Genomic DNA, 14917 nt, shown 5'->3' on the forward strand with positions numbered 1-14917 from the left:
CGAGGATCTATTCGGTTGTGGGGCTGGCCAACAGGCGGATGGCCTCGGTCTGGGTGACGACCAGGAAGAGGTCGCGGGCGTCGGCCGGCTGAGCTTGGGTGACGCGGCGGACGGCCTGGGCGCGGTGCTCGTCGGGCACGACGAAGACGACCAGGGGGAAGACGCCGTGCAGCAGCTGCTCGTCGCCGACCAGCTCGTAGGCCCGGTAGGCCTGGCACTTCTCGGCGAGCCGGCGGGGGCTCTCGGTGCTGCGGTCGACCTCGATGAAGTACGACCAGCGAAGCGTCGGGTTGGCCAGCCGAACCAAGGCGTCCGGGCGGAGAACGTGGCGGCCGGCGAAGTCGTGGAAGGTGCGACGGGCGTCCGCCTCGACCTCGAAGTCGGTCAGCTCGGTGCTGGTCGACCGCACGGCCGCGGTGAGCTGGACGTACAGCTCGGAGATCGCCAGCCAGTGGCTCAGCGTTAGCGGCTTCGGCTGCCAGGCTCGGCGCTGGGCGGTAGGAGTCTGGGCGCCAGCGAGACGCAGGCCAGCCGCGGTGAGGGCGTAGACGTAGCCAGCAGGGCCAGCGCTGCGCTCCTCGGAGGTGTTCGGGAACCGGCGGATCACGCCGAACCGGACGAGCCGGTCAAGGCGGATGCGAGTACGGCGAACGCCGGTCCTCCAGTCGGCACCGCCACTCACCACCTGGGACAGCTGGTTCACGGTGGCAACCCGGACTCTGGCCAGCGTCGAGACAAGGGCTCGTTCCGGCGGCAGCAGGTTGTCAGAGTGGTACATCGGGTGGGTCGGCAGAATTGAGCGGAAGCCTAGAGTTTCGATGGCACGGTTCTCGCAGGTTAATGAAAAGGCTGCGGAAGCAGATATGTCGTACAGGCCATCGGTGGATTTCCAGATAGCACTGGAGCCGACGGGCGGACGACTTCGGTTCCACTTACGGTCCCCATCAGGGAACCAGCGCATGGCCACGCGGGCCGGGGTCGCCGGCTGACTGGCGGCTGGCGATCTCCTGCTCCACGTCGGCCACGGTGCGGCCGTACTGCTGGCGGGAGGCTTCGAGGACAGCAGGCCCCCTCCCCATAGCGTGCGGCGGTGGACTGGTTGAGATGGTGACGACCGGGCTGGCGTGGCCGCCCACGACCACCGCGGCGAGCGCGGTGCGGGCGTCGAGGTTCAGCAGGTCTTCCGGCTTCACCGGCGGACCGAACGTCTTGGCCAACGTCGCAGCGTCGTCGGGACCGGGCTGGAAGGCCGTCTTCGTTCTGGCCTCGCTCAAGAGCGCGGCGCGCAGCCAGGCGGGCACTTGGCCCAGGTGCTGGAGCACTGCCACGATGCCGAGGTAGCTACCGCGAGCGCGGGCCAGCATGTCGGCCAGATTCACGCCGTTGCGCAGGAACCGGGCCGCCTCGTCCACATACAGCAGGGCCAGCTGCCGCTGCTCACGGGCAACGGCGCTGCGCCGCTGGGCCGCGTTCCAGAGCATCTGGACCACCAGACTGCCGAGCAGGTCGGCGGCCAGCGATCCGATCTGGCCCGAGGGCAGCGACACCACGAGGATCTTGTGGTTGTCGATCACCTCTTGGATGGACCACCACGGCTTCGACTGCCCCAGGATGGCGCGCAGCTGCCGGCGATCGGTCAGCGGCGACACCTTGTTGAGGACGGCCGAGACGGCCTGGTCGCGCTCGCCGTCGGTCCAGGACTCGAAGCGGGCGAAGAACCGCCCGACGGTCGGCTGGAACACCGGGTCGAGACCGGCCAGCAGCTGGCGGCGGAAACGTCCGTCGGTCAGCAGCAGCGGCAGCTCGACCAGAGTCATGCCCGGGGTGGCAGCCAGCAGGACGAGCGAGGACTTCAGGATCTCTTCGAGCCTGGGGCCCCAGCTCTCGGCATGGGCGCGCAGGATCTCCAGTACCTGGTCGGCGACCAGCTCGGCGTCGGCCGGTTCGCAGTCCAGCGGGTTGAGTCCCACCGGACGAGCGTCGGCGGCGTCGAGGACGATCAGGTCGTCCAGGCGCTCGGCCGGCACTTGGTCCACCACGTCGCGCGCCAGGTCTCCGCCGGGGTCGATGAGCACGACCGCCCTTCCCGCCCGCATGTCTTGCGTGAGCAGGTTGAGCAGCAGGGTGCTCTTGCCGGTCCCGGTAGACCCGGTGATGAGGTGGTGCATCAGGCTGTCGGTGGCGGAGATCGCTACCGGGCGCCCGGGTTGGCCGTCGTAGAGGGCGTTGCCGATGACCCGGCCGGTGGTCGGGAGCGACCGAACCGGCGGGAACAGTCGGCTGCCCGTCAGTTCCAAGCCAGGAACGGTTGGAGCCGAGACGGGCCAGGCCACCAACGTCGCGGCTTCCTTCGCGTTGACGTAGGCCGGTCGACCGAGCGGCGGCGAAGTCGCTGCGCGGGCCAACCACCGATGTGCTCGGGCGGGCAGCCAGCGCGGTACCAGCGCGGCGCCGTCTTGGTCGAGAAGGTGGAGGGCTGCCATCACCCGCCCGGCGAGCAGGTGCGCGCGGGAGCGAGGAACAGCAGCAGCACCAACGGTGCCCACCACGCCGAACCAGGGCTCGGCCGTCTTCGCTTGGAGGCCGGCCAGGGCACGCGGTCCGCTGGGTGGTGGCGGTGCTGCCAAGAGCAGCTGCACCAGGTGCTGAAGCCACGGCGGCAGCAGCTGAGGAGCTGGGCCGTCGGGCGGTCGCCACGAGGGTGTGGCGACGGGGAAGACGACCAGCTGGTAGGCCAGCGTCTCGCCCTGTAGCAAGGGCTGGAGTGTGTTGAGCAGGCTCACGGCGAAGTCGCCGGCCACGTCCGTCCGCACAGGGCGAGCGGTGGTGGTCAGGTGAATCCGACGGAGCCAGTTGGCCTTGGGTAAGGCCGGCTCAGGGATGAGGGTTGTCCGAAGTCCCGGAACGACGCCGCGCAGCTGCCTCAGCAGCACGTCGGCCTCGTAGCGGGGCAACCGCAGCCGGTGTTCAATCCGACCGCGTTGCCCGATGCCCTCGAACACCACGCTGTCCCGGCCGTACAGCCAGCCACGGCTGAGGCGTAACCGTCCAAGGGAACGCATGAAAGCCGTGACTTGCTCGATGGTCAAGTCGCGTGGAAATTCGAGTCGGTAGATAAGGCGAGTGTTGTCTCGTGTCAGCTGGTCTCGGTTGCGTAGGAGAATAAAAATTGCAATTGCGGCACCTAGCAGAGCGATTGAGCCGACGATCTGAGGTATGTCTCTCATGATCGCGGAATCCTTCAAGTAGCTTGAGGTCCGCGGATGAGCCGCATACGTCAATCGAACACGATTCGGGCGGACGGGCGCCGGATTGGCGCGGGCCCACTCCCCAGAATTTTGAAAGAGCCGCTAGTTTGGCGGCTCTTGTTTTCTCAAGGCGAAAGCTGATTGCTATCAACCTTGTGCATCCAGTATATCATTTATGTGTGAAAAAGTCAACACTTCTATGGCTTCGGTAAGCCATTTCTGGCCTGCTTCTCAAGGCTCCTATCTGGTGGGTCTGATTAGAGGCGGGCCGACCTTTCGTGAAAAAGTCTACGTTTTATCGACATGCCGTGATCAATAAAATTACAGAAAGAGACGGCGGGCCGCGTCGGATGAATCTTCGGATTGTACTCTTGTGGTACAGGGGTGCCTGATATGCAGTTCAGTGGCGGATGGGGCCTGGTCTCGCCATGATATTTGCGAAGGTTATTATCATGCTTGCTTTGGTGGAGGGAATTTGGGGTGAGGGTGCGCGTAAATGGGAAATCGGCTCGAAGGTTGCCGTCCAGGTTTGGTGTGTATTACGGAGTGGTGGGCTGGCCAGGAATTTGAAGAGTAGGCGTGGAGCCGTTGCTTTCTCGTGGCCGACTGCGCGCCCCGGGGAGAGTGTCGACACCGTAGCGCCGTTCGTTCTCTAGGTGCTTTAGGCTATCGTCCAAGTGGGAGATTCGCTCCACTACGCCGAGGTCTTCACGAAGCGCAAGTCGCAGTAGCCAAACTCCATCTGAAAGCCCATCGGAGAACCACCGTTGAAGTATGCTCGCTGTGGTGGGATCGTATTTCTGATTGAGCATGACGAGTGCACGGTATGCGCTGCTGATTCCTCTATTTAGCTCGGCTGCGACTTTCATGGTCCGCTCGGGCATTAGCATTTGGGTCCGAGCATACTGATCTTTGTACTGCTTTCGAGCTTCTTCCACTTCGCTCAGAGATACTCCGCCCTCTGCGTGGATTACAGATATCAGCTGGTCATAGGCGGTGGATCGGAATTGACGCGCGGTGGCGTTCAGTCCAGCGTAGGAAATTCTTTTTGCTTCCTCTGACTTCTCTGTTCGCTGGGATTCTAGCTCCAGGCGGCGAGATCGCAGAGTGAAGAAATGTGCCGCTAGTGTTGCGCCAAGAGTTCCGATCATGGTGATACTCGCTACCAAGCCGGGCGTGAGGTCGCTAGCCATGCTGCTCCTTCGGTAAGAGAGGCATTCAACCTAATGCGTACCGCGGGGGCTGGCTTTGTATGCTCAACTTGAGCAGTTTCAGAGCTTAAGGCTGGTAGCGGGATCTTGGAAGTCGGCGAATCCACCAATAACGGCTCAATTCAGGTCTGCTGCGGCGATTCATCAGGGGGAGGTGCATCAGGAGTCGGCTCGGTCTCCAGCTCGCAGTCCCAGTTGGGCGGGTGATGGCGGAGGTTTCGCGGTGAACCCCCTGGACGACCTGGCTCCCAGCTGGCCACTCGGCGGCATCTTGGACACGGAAGGCTCACAGGGGTCATAAATTCATCGTGAGCAGCTGGCCGGTGTCCCGCAGCTGGGAGGTACTACTCGTGCAGCAGCTGTTCGTCCAGGTACGCCTGCACCGGCTCGAACAGCCCGTACGGCACGAACTCGGAGATCTGCTCGTGCGTGATCCATGCCAGCTCGGCCAGCTCCTCGGTGTCGACCACCGTGGCCGTGCCGCTGACCACCTCGCAGGCGGTGTACGACATCTGCCGACCGGTCTTCGGGTGAACGCGCTCGCCGAGCGGGCGGACGGCCTTCACCGTCAGGCCGACCTCCTCGGCGGTCTCGCGGACAGCAGCTGCTTCCGGCGATTCGCCGGCCTCGACCTCACCGGCCGGGAACTGCCACGACAGCTCACCTTCTTTGACCCGCCGCTGGACCATCAGAACGCGGTCGTCCTGGACCACGATGGCGGCGGCGATGCCCGGTTTCGTACTCACGCTGTGGGTTCCTTCGGGGCGTAGCGCAGCAGCACCACGTCGCCCACCGTCTCGGTGCCCAGCAGCTTCATCCGGTGCGTGCTGCCGCCGGGGAACTCAGCCGGGTAGACGAAGCGCGGTGCGCCAGCGTCACCCACCAACAGGGGTGCCACGGCCAAGTGGATCTCGTCGGCCAGGCCGAGGCTCAGGAACTGAGTGTGGATCTGGCCGCCGCCCTCGACCATGAGCCGCTGCACGCCGCGAGCAGCCAGGTCTTCGAGCATCAGGCCGAAGTCGACCGTGTCGCCGGTGCTGACCACGTCGGCCAGGCCATCCAGGGTGTCGCGCAGCTTCAGCGCGCCAGAGTCGGTGGTGTAGACGCAATACCGGTGACTTTGGTCCAGTTGGGTCGTTGGGCTGGGTATGCCAAGGCCTGGACAGCTGAAGTCGTCGGTGGGTGACCGGTTCTCGGATCGGATCGCGTTGGGGGTGCTGACGCGCGCCTATCCGCCGGAGTTGATCGACGAGGTCGTTGCCGCGTGCGGTCGGACCGAGCAGCGGAGTCGACTGCTGCCCGCTCGGGTGGTGGTCTACTTCGTCCTGGCGATGTGCCTCTTCTTCGGCCAGGGATACGAGGAGGTGGCCCGGCTTCTCGTCCAGGGGCTGGAGCGGGAGAGCCGCTGGGCGAACGGTTGGCGGGTGCCGACGACGGCGGCGATCGGACGGGCCCGCCTGCGGCTGGGCCCGGAGCCGCTACGGGCCCTGTTCGCCCGGGTCTGCCGGCCGGTGGCGGCCGAGCATACGCAGGGCGCCTGGTACCGGCGGTGGCGGCTGGTCGCGGTGGACGGCACGACGTTCGATCTGCCGGACACGGCGGCGAACGCCGAGTTCTTCGGACGGCCCGGCACCAGCCGAGGGCAGGGCCGAAGCGCCTATCCGCAAGCGAGAGTCGCGGCGCTGGCCGAATGCGGCACCCACGCGATCTTCGCAGCGGAAGTCGCCTCGCTGTCCGTCCACGAGACCGCCCTGGCCGAGCGGCTGTTCCCCGCCCTGGCCGAGGACATGCTCGTGCTCGCCGACCGGGGCTTTTGCGGCCTGGACCTGTGGCGGTCCGCCCGGGCCGGCGGGGCCGACCTGCTGTGGCGGGTCAGGAGCGTCGCCGTGCTGCCGGTCATTGCCCCGCTCCACGACGGCTCCTACCTGTCCGAGATCGTCGCCGCCCGCGACAGGAACCGGCGGGAGGACCCGGAGCGGGTGCGGGTCATCGAGTACACGATCGGCTCGCGCGGTGGCGACGGCACCGTCTACCGGCTGATCACCAGCATCCTTGACCCGGCCGACGCCCCGGCGGGCGAGCTCGCCGCCCTCTACGCCCAGAGGTGGGAGATCGAGAACACCCTCGACGAGCTCAAGAACCACCAGGGCGCACCCGGGCTCGTGCTGCGTTCCCAGCACCCGCGCGGAGTCGAGCAGGAGATCTTCGCGTTCCTGCTCGTCCACCACGCCCTGCGCGACCTGATGCACCAGGCCGCCATGCGAGGCGGGCACGATCCCGACCGGATCTCCTTCGCCCGCACCCTTCGAGTCGTCCGCCGCCACGTCACCGGGCAGGCGGCCCTTTCCCCCCTCCCGACTGGCCCGGGCACTCACTCAGAGCCTGCGTGAGATCACCGAACGGCTGCTGCCCGCAAGGCGGTCACGTTCCAATCCCCGCGTCGTCAAACGCAAGATGTCGAACTGGGCACTCAAACGAGCCGAGCACTACAGCCCACCCCCACCCGCGGCCCCCACCGTCCGGCTTGTCGGGCCGACCAAGACCAGCCCAACCCGCCGGAAATCAACCTAAATCACCGGTATTGGGTGTAGACGACCTTCTTGTCACCGAAGTGCCAGAACTTGAGGTCGCGGTCCAGGTCGCCGCTGGCCGTGATGGTGACCTTGAGCGGGTACTCCGGCTTGCCGGCCGCGACTCGCGCGGCCCGACGGTCGTCGCTGTTGACCAGGAGCCGCGGGTTGTCGCTGCGCAGGGTGTTGCCGCCGATGAGGATGGCGTCCGACTCGGCCCTGACCTGGTCAACCCGGTCGAAGTCGTCCGCATTCGACAGCAGGAGCCGCTGCGACGAGGTGTCGTCGATGTACCCGTCCACCGACGTGGCGACGCTCAGCAGGACGAAGGGGCGCTCGGCCATCGTGGCTCCGATCTCGCAAGGGGCGGTCTGGGCACCGCCAGGATGATCACACTTCATGGAGCATCACGCTGTCGAGGGCTTCGCGGAACTCTGCCACCTCGGCCACCGTGGACCAGGGTGACAACTTGCCATCCAGGGAGGCCAGTTCGGCGAAGATCCGAGCCGATCCGGTGCTGGTCGCAATTGATAGGGCTTCAGATGCAGTAGTTGCTGCTCGCTCCGGTCCGATGGCATGGAGCTGGGCGCCAGCGGACCGAGCCAGGTAGACGCCACGGTCGCGGCGGAACGAGGCCGGCAGCGCTCGAATCGCCTGGTCGAAGCCGACTACAGCGGCGTCGTACTGGCCCAGCGCGGCCAATGACCGGGCACGCTGGGCTTCGACGTAGGCCGCATCGAGCCAGTGTCCGCGGTTGGCTCCGGTCTCGGTCGGCACGCTGACCAGTTCCAGAGCTTGGTCGTACGCCTGCTGGCAGGCCAGCTCGTCGCCGAGCAGGGCGTGGCCGTGCGCCCCGTAGACCGCTCCGAGCGCCGTCAGTCGGCTTCTCGGAGGAGCGATCCGCTGGGCGGATTCGGCCAGGTCAACGGCGTCGAGCGATTCCCTCATGTCGCCAGCCAGCTGCGCCTTGCGGGCGGTGATGTAGATGGTGAGGTCATGGTCGCCAGCCGCGTTCGACCAGTCGACGGCCCGGTTGGCCCAGTACTGCGCGGCGCGGTGATCACCACTGTCCTGGAACAGCCAGCTACAGAACTCGGCGTACTCGGCCTGGACCTGCATGAGGTCGAGACGGTCACGGCCGGAGGCCTCACGCCTGAGCTGTTGGATCAGTCGGACGTGCTCCTGGGCGCTCACCACGACCTGGCGCGGGCCGAGTACGTTGTCGCACTCGACCAGCGACTTGCGCAGCTGCCGAAGGTTCTCGACCGGGTGCAGGTCGGGCGACAGCACCAGCTGAGGCCGGGGCGCAGGTGCAGCTGTTACTCCGGGGAGAACTGCCGCTCCAGCGAGGCCGGCAGCTGAGCGGAGCAAGGCGCGGCGCGGCATCGTCACGAAGATGATCCTTCCGTCCGAGGTCCGGCAACCGACCCGGACCTCACCGTCAGCGAGCGTCATCGCCGAGCCGATCTCAGCTGGATCGGGGGCCGTCTTCAGCCGTCGAGCGCCGACGGCGTTCGAGCTGCCCTGAGCCTGCTGGGGGAGGACCGGTGCGCTGACTGGTGTTGGAGCCAGAAGACCGCCGAGCTCTATCGGGTTGACTTGGAGCAACGCGGCTAGACGCGGCATCTGGAACGGCTGAGGATCACCCCGGCCGCGCTCCCAACGGATCACGGTGGACCGGTCAACGCCAAGTGCCTCGGCCAGCCCTTCCTGGGTGAAGCCCATGGCGCGGCGACGCTGGACGAACCTATCCCGTTTCGCCGCCACTCAGGTCCCCCTGTTCATCACGAGCCGGTTCACCCGCTCGGCATCCGCCCAGGTCATGCCCACCTATGCCACATGGATGCCACGTTGATGCGCCAATTCTCCACTGTTCCAGGCTTTCTGACGGCGGTTTCGTAGAGCCATGCCGGACAACGCGCTGCTGATCCGGCACTGGCTTCCGGTTCTGGGCTGCTGGGGCAGTCCAGAACCGGAAGCTCCAACTCGACCGGCATCAGCCGGTTCGGGAGTGGTTCCACCAACGAGAGGGGTACAGCTCATGCCCGAGAACCTCACGACCTCCACCGAGCTGGACGAGGACGGCCTGCTCGTCGCCCGTCGCCAGGTCACCGCGGCGCGGTCCCGCTTCGAGGTGCCGTCCGACGGCGGCTCGACCGGCGTCTCCGACAGCAACGACTGACGGCTGAGAGCACCGTGACCACCGAGACCCTTTCGGTGGCCCAGCGCCTGGGCGGGGACAAGTTCCTCGCCCAGGCGTTCGGCCGCAGCTACTACGTTGCGCGCGGCGATGCCGCGTCGGTTGCCGGTCTGGTGAGTTGGGATGACCTCAACGCCATCCTCACGCACCACCGGCTCGAAGCTCCTCGGTTCCGGCTGGCCTTGGACGGCGAGCCGGTGCCGGCCTTCCGCTACTCCCGGCCGGTGGTGACCCGCCGCAGCACCACCTGGCAGCGGCTCCAGACCTCCTCGCTGCACGAACAGCTGGCCGACGGCGCCACGCTGGTGATCGACGCCGTGGACGAGCTGCACCCCGGCGTCGGCCTGCTGGCCAAGCACCTGGAGAACTGGCTCCGCACCGCCGTGCAGGTCAACCTGTACGGCTCCTGGACCGGTACCGAGGGCTTCGGCACCCACTGGGACGACCACGACGTGATCGTGGTCCAGCTCGACGGCACGAAGCGCTGGAAGCTGTACGGGCCGACCCGTACCGCCCCGATGAACCGCGATGTGGCTGCGCCCGAGCAACCGCCAGAGCAGCCGATTGCCGACCTGGTGCTGAGCGCCGGCGACGTGCTCTACCTGCCCCGTGGCTGGTGGCACGCCGTCGCTGCGTCGGAAGGCCAGTACTCGCTACACCTGACCTGTGGGCTCCAGACGACCACCGGGGCCGACCTGATCACCTGGCTGTCCGAGACGCTGCGCGGCCACGAGATCGTTCGGACCGACGTGCCGCGGTTCGGCACCGAGTCCGAGCAACGCGAGTTCCTGGACCAGATCGCCAAGCTGCTCGTTGACGAATTGGCCAGCTCCGACCTGATCACCCGGTTCGGGCTGACCCGCGATGCCACGGAGCCGGCCCGGCTCGCGCCGTCGCTGCCGTACGTCAACGGCATCCCGCCGCAGCAACAGCTGCGGGCCCGCCTGGTCGTCGCGCGGCCCCACTTGGTGACCATGCCGGACGGCACGGCCCAGCTGATCGCCGGTGGCGAGGAGTGGACGTTCAGCGCCAAGGCGCTGCCGCTGCTCCAGCTCCTGCTGGACGGTTCGTCGCACAGCCTGGGCGAGCTAGCGGCCGTGGCAGGCCTCTCCGTCGAGCAGGCGGCTGGCGTGGTGAACGAACTCGTCAGCGGCCAGGTCGCTGCGGTGGGAGCCACATCGTGACGGCGCAGCTCGGCCTGGGTACCTACCGCTGCACCGATGTTGAACGGGCCGCCGCCATGGCGGCGGCCCACGCGGCCGACTGGATCGACACGGCGCCCAACTACGACCGTGGCCTGGCCGAGGCAGCCCTGTTCTGGGTGTTGGGCCACAACCCGCAGATCAAGGTGTCGACCAAGGTCGGGTTCGTGCCGCGCCTGCTGCGTGGCGCGTCGGTGAAGGACGGCGTGCTCACCGAGGCCGAGGCCCAGAGCGGCTACAGCCTGGCCCCGGAGTATGTCGCTTGGCAGGTCGAGCGAAGTCGGCGCGCGCTGGGCCGCACGCCCGACCTGGTGTTCCTGCACAACCCGGAGCATCACTGTGAGCCCCACCAGATCCGGGAGCGCTTGTACACCGCGTTCGCCGCGCTGGAGGAGGCCTGTGCCCACCAGCACATCCACGGGTACGGCGTGGCCACCTGGAACGGGTTTTCCAACGGCGCGTTCAACGTGCCGCTGCTGCTCGACCTGGCGACCAAGGCCGGCGGTCCGCACCACCACCTCCGGGCTGTCCAGCTCCCGCTGTCGTTGGTGAAGCTGGGTGCCGTCGCGGAAGCGCTCGACGGTGGCGGCGTGCTGGCCGAGGCCCAGGCCGCCGGGCTGGACGTGTTCGCCTCGGCGCCACTGCACGGTGGTGAGGTGCCGAAGCTGGTCACCCCGGAGCTGGCCGAGTTGATCCGCCCCGGCAGTTCACCGGCTCAGGCCGGCCTGGCGGTCGTGGCATCGGCTCCGGGAGTGCGGCGTGTACTTCTGTCGACCGATCGCGCGGGACACTGGACCGACGCTGCTGCCACCATGGCCGAGCAGCCGCTGTCCGAAGCCGTGATGCGGAGGGTTGTCGATGTACTCGGTACCTGAACCGGAAGTCGCCGACCGGATGCGCCAGGCGCACGCCGCAGTGGCGACCCAGCTCCAGGGCCAGGCCGTCGGCGGCAGCGAGTCCTGGGGCTGGCGCGGGCGGACGTTGAGTCGTCTGGTGGTCACCCCGGTCGGTGACGGCTGGCTCCGGTTGGTCTGCGCGCCGGCCGACAAGGCCACCGGCAAGCTCTGGGAAGGACCGATGGCCGCCGAGCTGTCGATGCCGCCCGGCCTGCCGCGGCCCCGTCTGCGTCGCAGGCTGACCTGGACCGACGGTGATCACGGCTACCTCGCCGAGCTGTACGACCCGGTGCTGAACCGGACGGTCACGGTGGACGGACCGGTGCTTCGTGCCGAGCCCGCCCTCGATGAGGCCTGGTGGCAGGCGTTGGCCAGTGCGCTCGACAGCGTGGCCAGCGTCTGGACCAGCCGGGTGGCCGTCCGGCAGGAGTATCTGGACCGGGCCATGCCGCAGTTCCTCGGCGTACCGGTCGACACAACGGTGCCGGCCTGGAGCACCGCCCACGGTGACCTGCACTGGGCCAACCTGACGGCCCCCTCCTTGGCGCTCCTCGACTGGGAAGGCTGGGGTGTGGCGCCGGTCGGCTTCGACGCCGCCATGCTGCACACCTACTCGCTGCTGGTGCCCGAGGTTGCTGCCCAGGTACGGCACCACCTCAGCCGCGTGCTCGACACCCCGGCTGGCCGCTTCTCCGAGCTGGCCGTCATCACCATGCTGCTCCAGACCGTCCAGCGCGGCGACAACCTCGACCTGGAGAAGCCGCTGCGCGAGCGGGCCTCGTTCCTGCTCGGCACCACGGTCTGACCTCATCCTTCTACGCCACCGCCTGCTCCCGGCCGCAATTGGGAACGGAGCGCACCTTCACCCTGCGCCAACGCAACCGAACTCGTCTGTTGCTGGGCGGTCCAGGGCAACTACCAGCACGCGCTGAAGCGCTGCGCCTGCGCTCTCTCGCACCACGTAGGCGCTCGGCCCCAACCAGAGCGGCGGCCCAGCTCCAACCGGGCCACCGCCTCGCCGGGAGGCGTCCGCAATGTCGCAAGTCCCCACCGCGCACAACCACCTGCTGCTGGCCGACACCCCCAACGCGGCCGGCTGGGCAAGGCGTCACACCCGTGACGTGCTGGGCCGCTGGCAGGCGCCTCCCGACCTGATCGACACCGCGCTGCTGATCGTCTCGGAGCTGATCGGCAACGCCGTCCAGCACCCGAACGACGCCAAGCAGCCCGAGCGGCTGACCTCCGCCGAGCTGGCCAAGGTGAAGCTGATCGGCCTCGACCTCCAGCTGCGCGGCCAGGCCGTGCTGGTGCAGGTCGCCGACCACGACAAGCGACCGCCGGTGCCGCAGAACGTCGACACCGACGCCGAGGGCGGACGCGGCCTGTTCCTGGCCGAACACATGAGCAGCCAGTGGGGCTACTACCACCCGCCGACCGGCGGCAAGATCGTCTGGGCCGAAGTGCGCCCGAGCACCGCGCCGAAGCTGCGCCCGGCAACCGCGGAGTCGCCGCCGGCCAACCGGGCTGGCCGTCCCAGGCCGTTCAAGCCGATGACCGACGAGCAGTTGCCGGCCCAAGACCCCCAACTCATGGGCCGGGTGCTGGTGGGCCTCCGTGGCTACTGAGCCCCTGACGGCCAGCAGCTCCGAGCAGCAGCTGCTCGCCAGCGAAGCCGTCGCGGCGCTGCTGGACCAGCCGTTCGCCGAGCAGGTCGTCACCAGGTGGGCCAAGGCCGCCGCCGAGTTGGCCAGCGCCCGACGCGCCGTCCGCAGCGACACGAGCCAGCACACCACCAACCGGTTGGCCTGCGCTGTGGCGGTGGAGCAAGCGCTGCGGGAACTGCTGGAGTCTGTCGTGCCGGTCACCGCCGAGGCCGTGTCGGACGCCTTGATCCGCCGGGGCGTGGCACTGGAACTGCTCGACGCGCTGAGGGAACCGTGAGCCGGCAGCCGCAGAGGAGACGGCCGTCCGCCTTCGACCACCGCGCCGTCCTGCGGGAGTACCCGCTCACCATCTCGTACGACTGGGACGAGACGGTGTCGCCGTGGCTGGCTCCGGTGCTGGAGCTGGGCAACCAGCGGTTCGGCACCGAGCTGAAGCCGGACGACCTCGCCGGCCGGGAACTGCAAGACCTGTGGGGCTGCACCCGCAGCGAGGTCGAGCACTTCATCGCGGTGCATCACGGCGACGGCGGGCAGCTGCTGCGCGGCGCCCGCGAGTACATCGGCCGACTGCGGCAGGACGGCTTCCAGCACTGCATCACGTCCGCCCGCCCGACCGCCCACGCCGAGCTGACCCGGCGAGTCGTTCAGCGCCACCTCGACGGCCTGTTCTCGGACGACCAGATCCACGTCGTCGGCAACTTCCGCACCGACCCGGAGTTCACCCCGAAGACGGCGATCTTCCGCGCGAACCAGATCTCCGCCCATGTCGATGACGACCCGAGGTACCTGCGCGAGTGCCTGGAGGCCGGCATCGTGGCCATCCAGTTCGGCGAGTACACCTGGGCCCGAGAGCGAGTCGCCGGGGCCTACCAGGCTGGCACCTGGTCCCGGGTGTACCAGCTGATCACCAGCCGGGCTGTGGTCAACCGGATGCTGGAGCAGCGCTACGGAATCACCCTTCCCGATTAGCGGCGGGAATTATCGGGTGTCTGATCAGTTGAAGGAGAAGTGCCCGCGAGCTGTGGCCTGGTGGCGTCTGTGCCACTCTGAACAGGTCAACAGCCTGCGCGGGGACATGATCGCTGGGATCAACAGGTCACTGCACAGTGGCGGTGTCCGCAGCCCATCTTCTGCCGCTTGGTCTCGATCCTGGCGAACATCGCCTCGTCCACAGGCTTCCCACTGACCACGGCTTCGAACAGCGATCGGTAGACGCACAGGATGTCCTCGACCTGCCATGCGCACAGTTCTCTGAAGGGGAGCGGCAGTTCGTTGGGGGTGGCGGTCTTCCTGCGCCCACTGAAGCCGAGAGAGCGGAACCCGCGCTCAGCGCCTGAGTGCAGCCACACCTCCGCGGGCTCGACCCCGAGATGCCAGGCCAGCATCAGGGCGGCGTCGTATCGCAGCAGTACAGGCGGCTTGAACAGACGGACCCCGCCCGGACGGCTCTTGTCGACGGCTTCTGCGGCCTCTTCGACAATCGCGTGGACCCGGGCGAAGGGCATGCCCTCGTACAGCTGTCCGGTGAGGCTCACCAGCTCGTCCGCGAACGCGGTGAGCGAGGCTTCGCGCCGCCCCTTGCGCTCCGGCTTGTCGCCCTCCGTCTTAGGTCCCTCCACCCAGCTCTCGCCGTGGGAGTGTCGCCGCCCGTCGTGCCGCAGCAGCAGCCCGGCCGAGCGGGCGGCGTCCTCCCGGGAGAGCTCCCGGTAGTGCTTGCAGTCCTCCTTCTCGCAGGGCAGGAAGATCCGCCGGTAGTGCTCGACGACGTCCGCCAGGCCGGCGATTCCAGTGTCGGTGCCGAACACCGGGTGGAACACAGGCTTCTGCTCGTACATGCGGGCTCCCCCTCGCTCTTGTGCCGTGCCAGTAGAGAGCCTAAGCACCCCGGTCTGCCTACGTGATCTTGCAATGACTTGGCCAACGGGT

The 14917-nt window shown here is 67.6% G+C and carries 15 protein-coding genes; 8 read left to right on the forward strand and 7 right to left on the reverse strand.

Annotated elements, in window-relative coordinates:
• Positions 1 to 7: 7 nt before the first annotated feature.
• The 4 genes from KSE_RS25770 to KSE_RS25785 form a co-directional block, all read right to left on the reverse strand.
• Entirely contained in the window at positions 8 to 961 is a 954-nt protein-coding gene (locus KSE_RS25770; protein ID WP_248782570.1) for a replication-relaxation family protein, read from the reverse strand.
• Positions 945 to 3089: a type IV secretory system conjugative DNA transfer family protein gene (locus KSE_RS25775; protein ID WP_033258646.1), complete on the reverse strand. Its 2145-nt coding sequence runs from the start codon at positions 3087 to 3089 to the stop codon at positions 945 to 947. Before KSE_RS25775 ends, KSE_RS25770 begins: the two co-directional genes overlap by 17 nt.
• Before the next feature lie 1714 nt (positions 3090 to 4803).
• On the reverse strand, positions 4804 to 5205 hold the full coding sequence (locus KSE_RS25780) for an NUDIX hydrolase (protein WP_014138294.1): 402 nt from the start codon (positions 5203 to 5205) through the stop codon (positions 4804 to 4806).
• Positions 5202 to 5663 carry a RibD family protein gene (locus KSE_RS25785; protein WP_081539619.1) on the reverse strand — a complete coding sequence of 154 codons (462 nt, stop codon included), beginning with the start codon at positions 5661 to 5663 and terminating at the stop codon, positions 5202 to 5204. Before KSE_RS25785 ends, KSE_RS25780 begins: the two co-directional genes overlap by 4 nt.
• Between KSE_RS25785 and KSE_RS25790 the strand changes: the two genes are divergently transcribed.
• On the forward strand, positions 5608 to 6849 hold the full coding sequence (locus KSE_RS25790) for an IS4 family transposase (RefSeq protein WP_014133439.1): 1242 nt from the start codon (positions 5608 to 5610) through the stop codon (positions 6847 to 6849). The two genes, KSE_RS25785 and KSE_RS25790, sit on opposite strands and share 56 nt — an antisense overlap.
• Positions 6850 to 7031: 182 nt before the next feature.
• Here the strand turns inward: KSE_RS25790 and KSE_RS25795 are convergent, their stop codons facing one another.
• Both KSE_RS25795 and KSE_RS25800 read right to left on the reverse strand, forming a co-directional pair.
• The gene (locus KSE_RS25795; protein ID WP_014138296.1) at positions 7032 to 7373 is read right to left on the reverse strand and encodes a RibD family protein; all 342 of its coding nucleotides are present in this window, start codon (positions 7371 to 7373) and stop codon (positions 7032 to 7034) included.
• A gap of 46 nt (positions 7374 to 7419) precedes the next feature.
• Entirely contained in the window at positions 7420 to 8796 is a 1377-nt protein-coding gene (locus tag KSE_RS25800; protein WP_081539621.1) for a helix-turn-helix domain-containing protein, read from the reverse strand.
• Between the two features lie 274 nt (positions 8797 to 9070).
• Between KSE_RS25800 and KSE_RS43445 the strand changes: the two genes are divergently transcribed.
• The 7 genes from KSE_RS43445 to KSE_RS25830 all read left to right on the forward strand — a co-directional run bounded on the left by KSE_RS43445 (position 9071) and on the right by KSE_RS25830 (position 13960).
• Entirely contained in the window at positions 9071 to 9211 is a 141-nt protein-coding gene (locus KSE_RS43445) for a hypothetical protein (RefSeq protein WP_167544102.1), read from the forward strand.
• A gap of 14 nt (positions 9212 to 9225) precedes the next feature.
• Positions 9226 to 10413: a cupin domain-containing protein gene (locus KSE_RS25805; RefSeq protein ID WP_014138298.1), complete on the forward strand. Its 1188-nt coding sequence runs from the start codon at positions 9226 to 9228 to the stop codon at positions 10411 to 10413.
• Positions 10410 to 11306, forward strand: a complete 897-nt coding sequence (locus KSE_RS25810) for an aldo/keto reductase (protein WP_014138299.1) — start codon at positions 10410 to 10412, stop codon at positions 11304 to 11306. Before KSE_RS25805 ends, KSE_RS25810 begins: the two co-directional genes overlap by 4 nt.
• A complete protein-coding gene (locus KSE_RS25815) occupies positions 11290 to 12132 on the forward strand; it encodes a hypothetical protein (RefSeq protein WP_014138300.1) in 843 nt (280 codons plus the stop codon). Before KSE_RS25810 ends, KSE_RS25815 begins: the two co-directional genes overlap by 17 nt.
• Positions 12133 to 12361: 229 nt before the next feature.
• Positions 12362 to 12952: an ATP-binding protein gene (locus KSE_RS25820; RefSeq protein ID WP_014138301.1), complete on the forward strand. Its 591-nt coding sequence runs from the start codon at positions 12362 to 12364 to the stop codon at positions 12950 to 12952.
• Positions 12942 to 13268, forward strand: coding sequence for a hypothetical protein (locus tag KSE_RS25825; RefSeq protein WP_014138302.1), 327 nt, complete (start codon positions 12942 to 12944; stop codon positions 13266 to 13268). Before KSE_RS25820 ends, KSE_RS25825 begins: the two co-directional genes overlap by 11 nt.
• On the forward strand, positions 13265 to 13960 hold the full coding sequence (locus tag KSE_RS25830; protein WP_014138303.1) for a hypothetical protein: 696 nt from the start codon (positions 13265 to 13267) through the stop codon (positions 13958 to 13960). Before KSE_RS25825 ends, KSE_RS25830 begins: the two co-directional genes overlap by 4 nt.
• A gap of 119 nt (positions 13961 to 14079) precedes the next feature.
• On the opposite strand, the gene KSE_RS25835 is transcribed toward KSE_RS25830, so the two are convergent.
• Positions 14080 to 14826, reverse strand: a complete 747-nt coding sequence (locus tag KSE_RS25835) for a hypothetical protein (protein WP_014138304.1) — start codon at positions 14824 to 14826, stop codon at positions 14080 to 14082.
• Between the last annotated feature and the right edge of the window lie 91 nt (positions 14827 to 14917).

The sequence above is a fragment of the Kitasatospora setae KM-6054 genome (assembly GCF_000269985.1).
Lineage (GTDB): Bacteria > Actinomycetota > Actinomycetes > Streptomycetales > Streptomycetaceae > Kitasatospora > Kitasatospora setae.

What these genes read in the sequence shown, in the direction of transcription:
- KSE_RS25770 (WP_248782570.1), bottom strand. Translation starts at nt 961, where the DNA reads ATGCGCTGGTTCCCTGATGGGGACCGTAAGTGGAACCGAAGTCGTCCG.
- KSE_RS25790 (WP_014133439.1), top strand. Translation starts at nt 5,608, where the DNA reads ATGCCAAGGCCTGGACAGCTGAAGTCGTCGGTGGGTGACCGGTTCTCG.
- KSE_RS25795 (WP_014138296.1), bottom strand. Translation starts at nt 7,373, where the DNA reads ATGGCCGAGCGCCCCTTCGTCCTGCTGAGCGTCGCCACGTCGGTGGAC.
- KSE_RS43445 (WP_167544102.1), top strand. Translation starts at nt 9,071, where the DNA reads ATGCCCGAGAACCTCACGACCTCCACCGAGCTGGACGAGGACGGCCTG.
- KSE_RS25815 (WP_014138300.1), top strand. Translation starts at nt 11,290, where the DNA reads ATGTACTCGGTACCTGAACCGGAAGTCGCCGACCGGATGCGCCAGGCG.
- KSE_RS25820 (WP_014138301.1), top strand. Translation starts at nt 12,362, where the DNA reads ATGTCGCAAGTCCCCACCGCGCACAACCACCTGCTGCTGGCCGACACC.
- KSE_RS25835 (WP_014138304.1), bottom strand. Translation starts at nt 14,826, where the DNA reads ATGTACGAGCAGAAGCCTGTGTTCCACCCGGTGTTCGGCACCGACACT.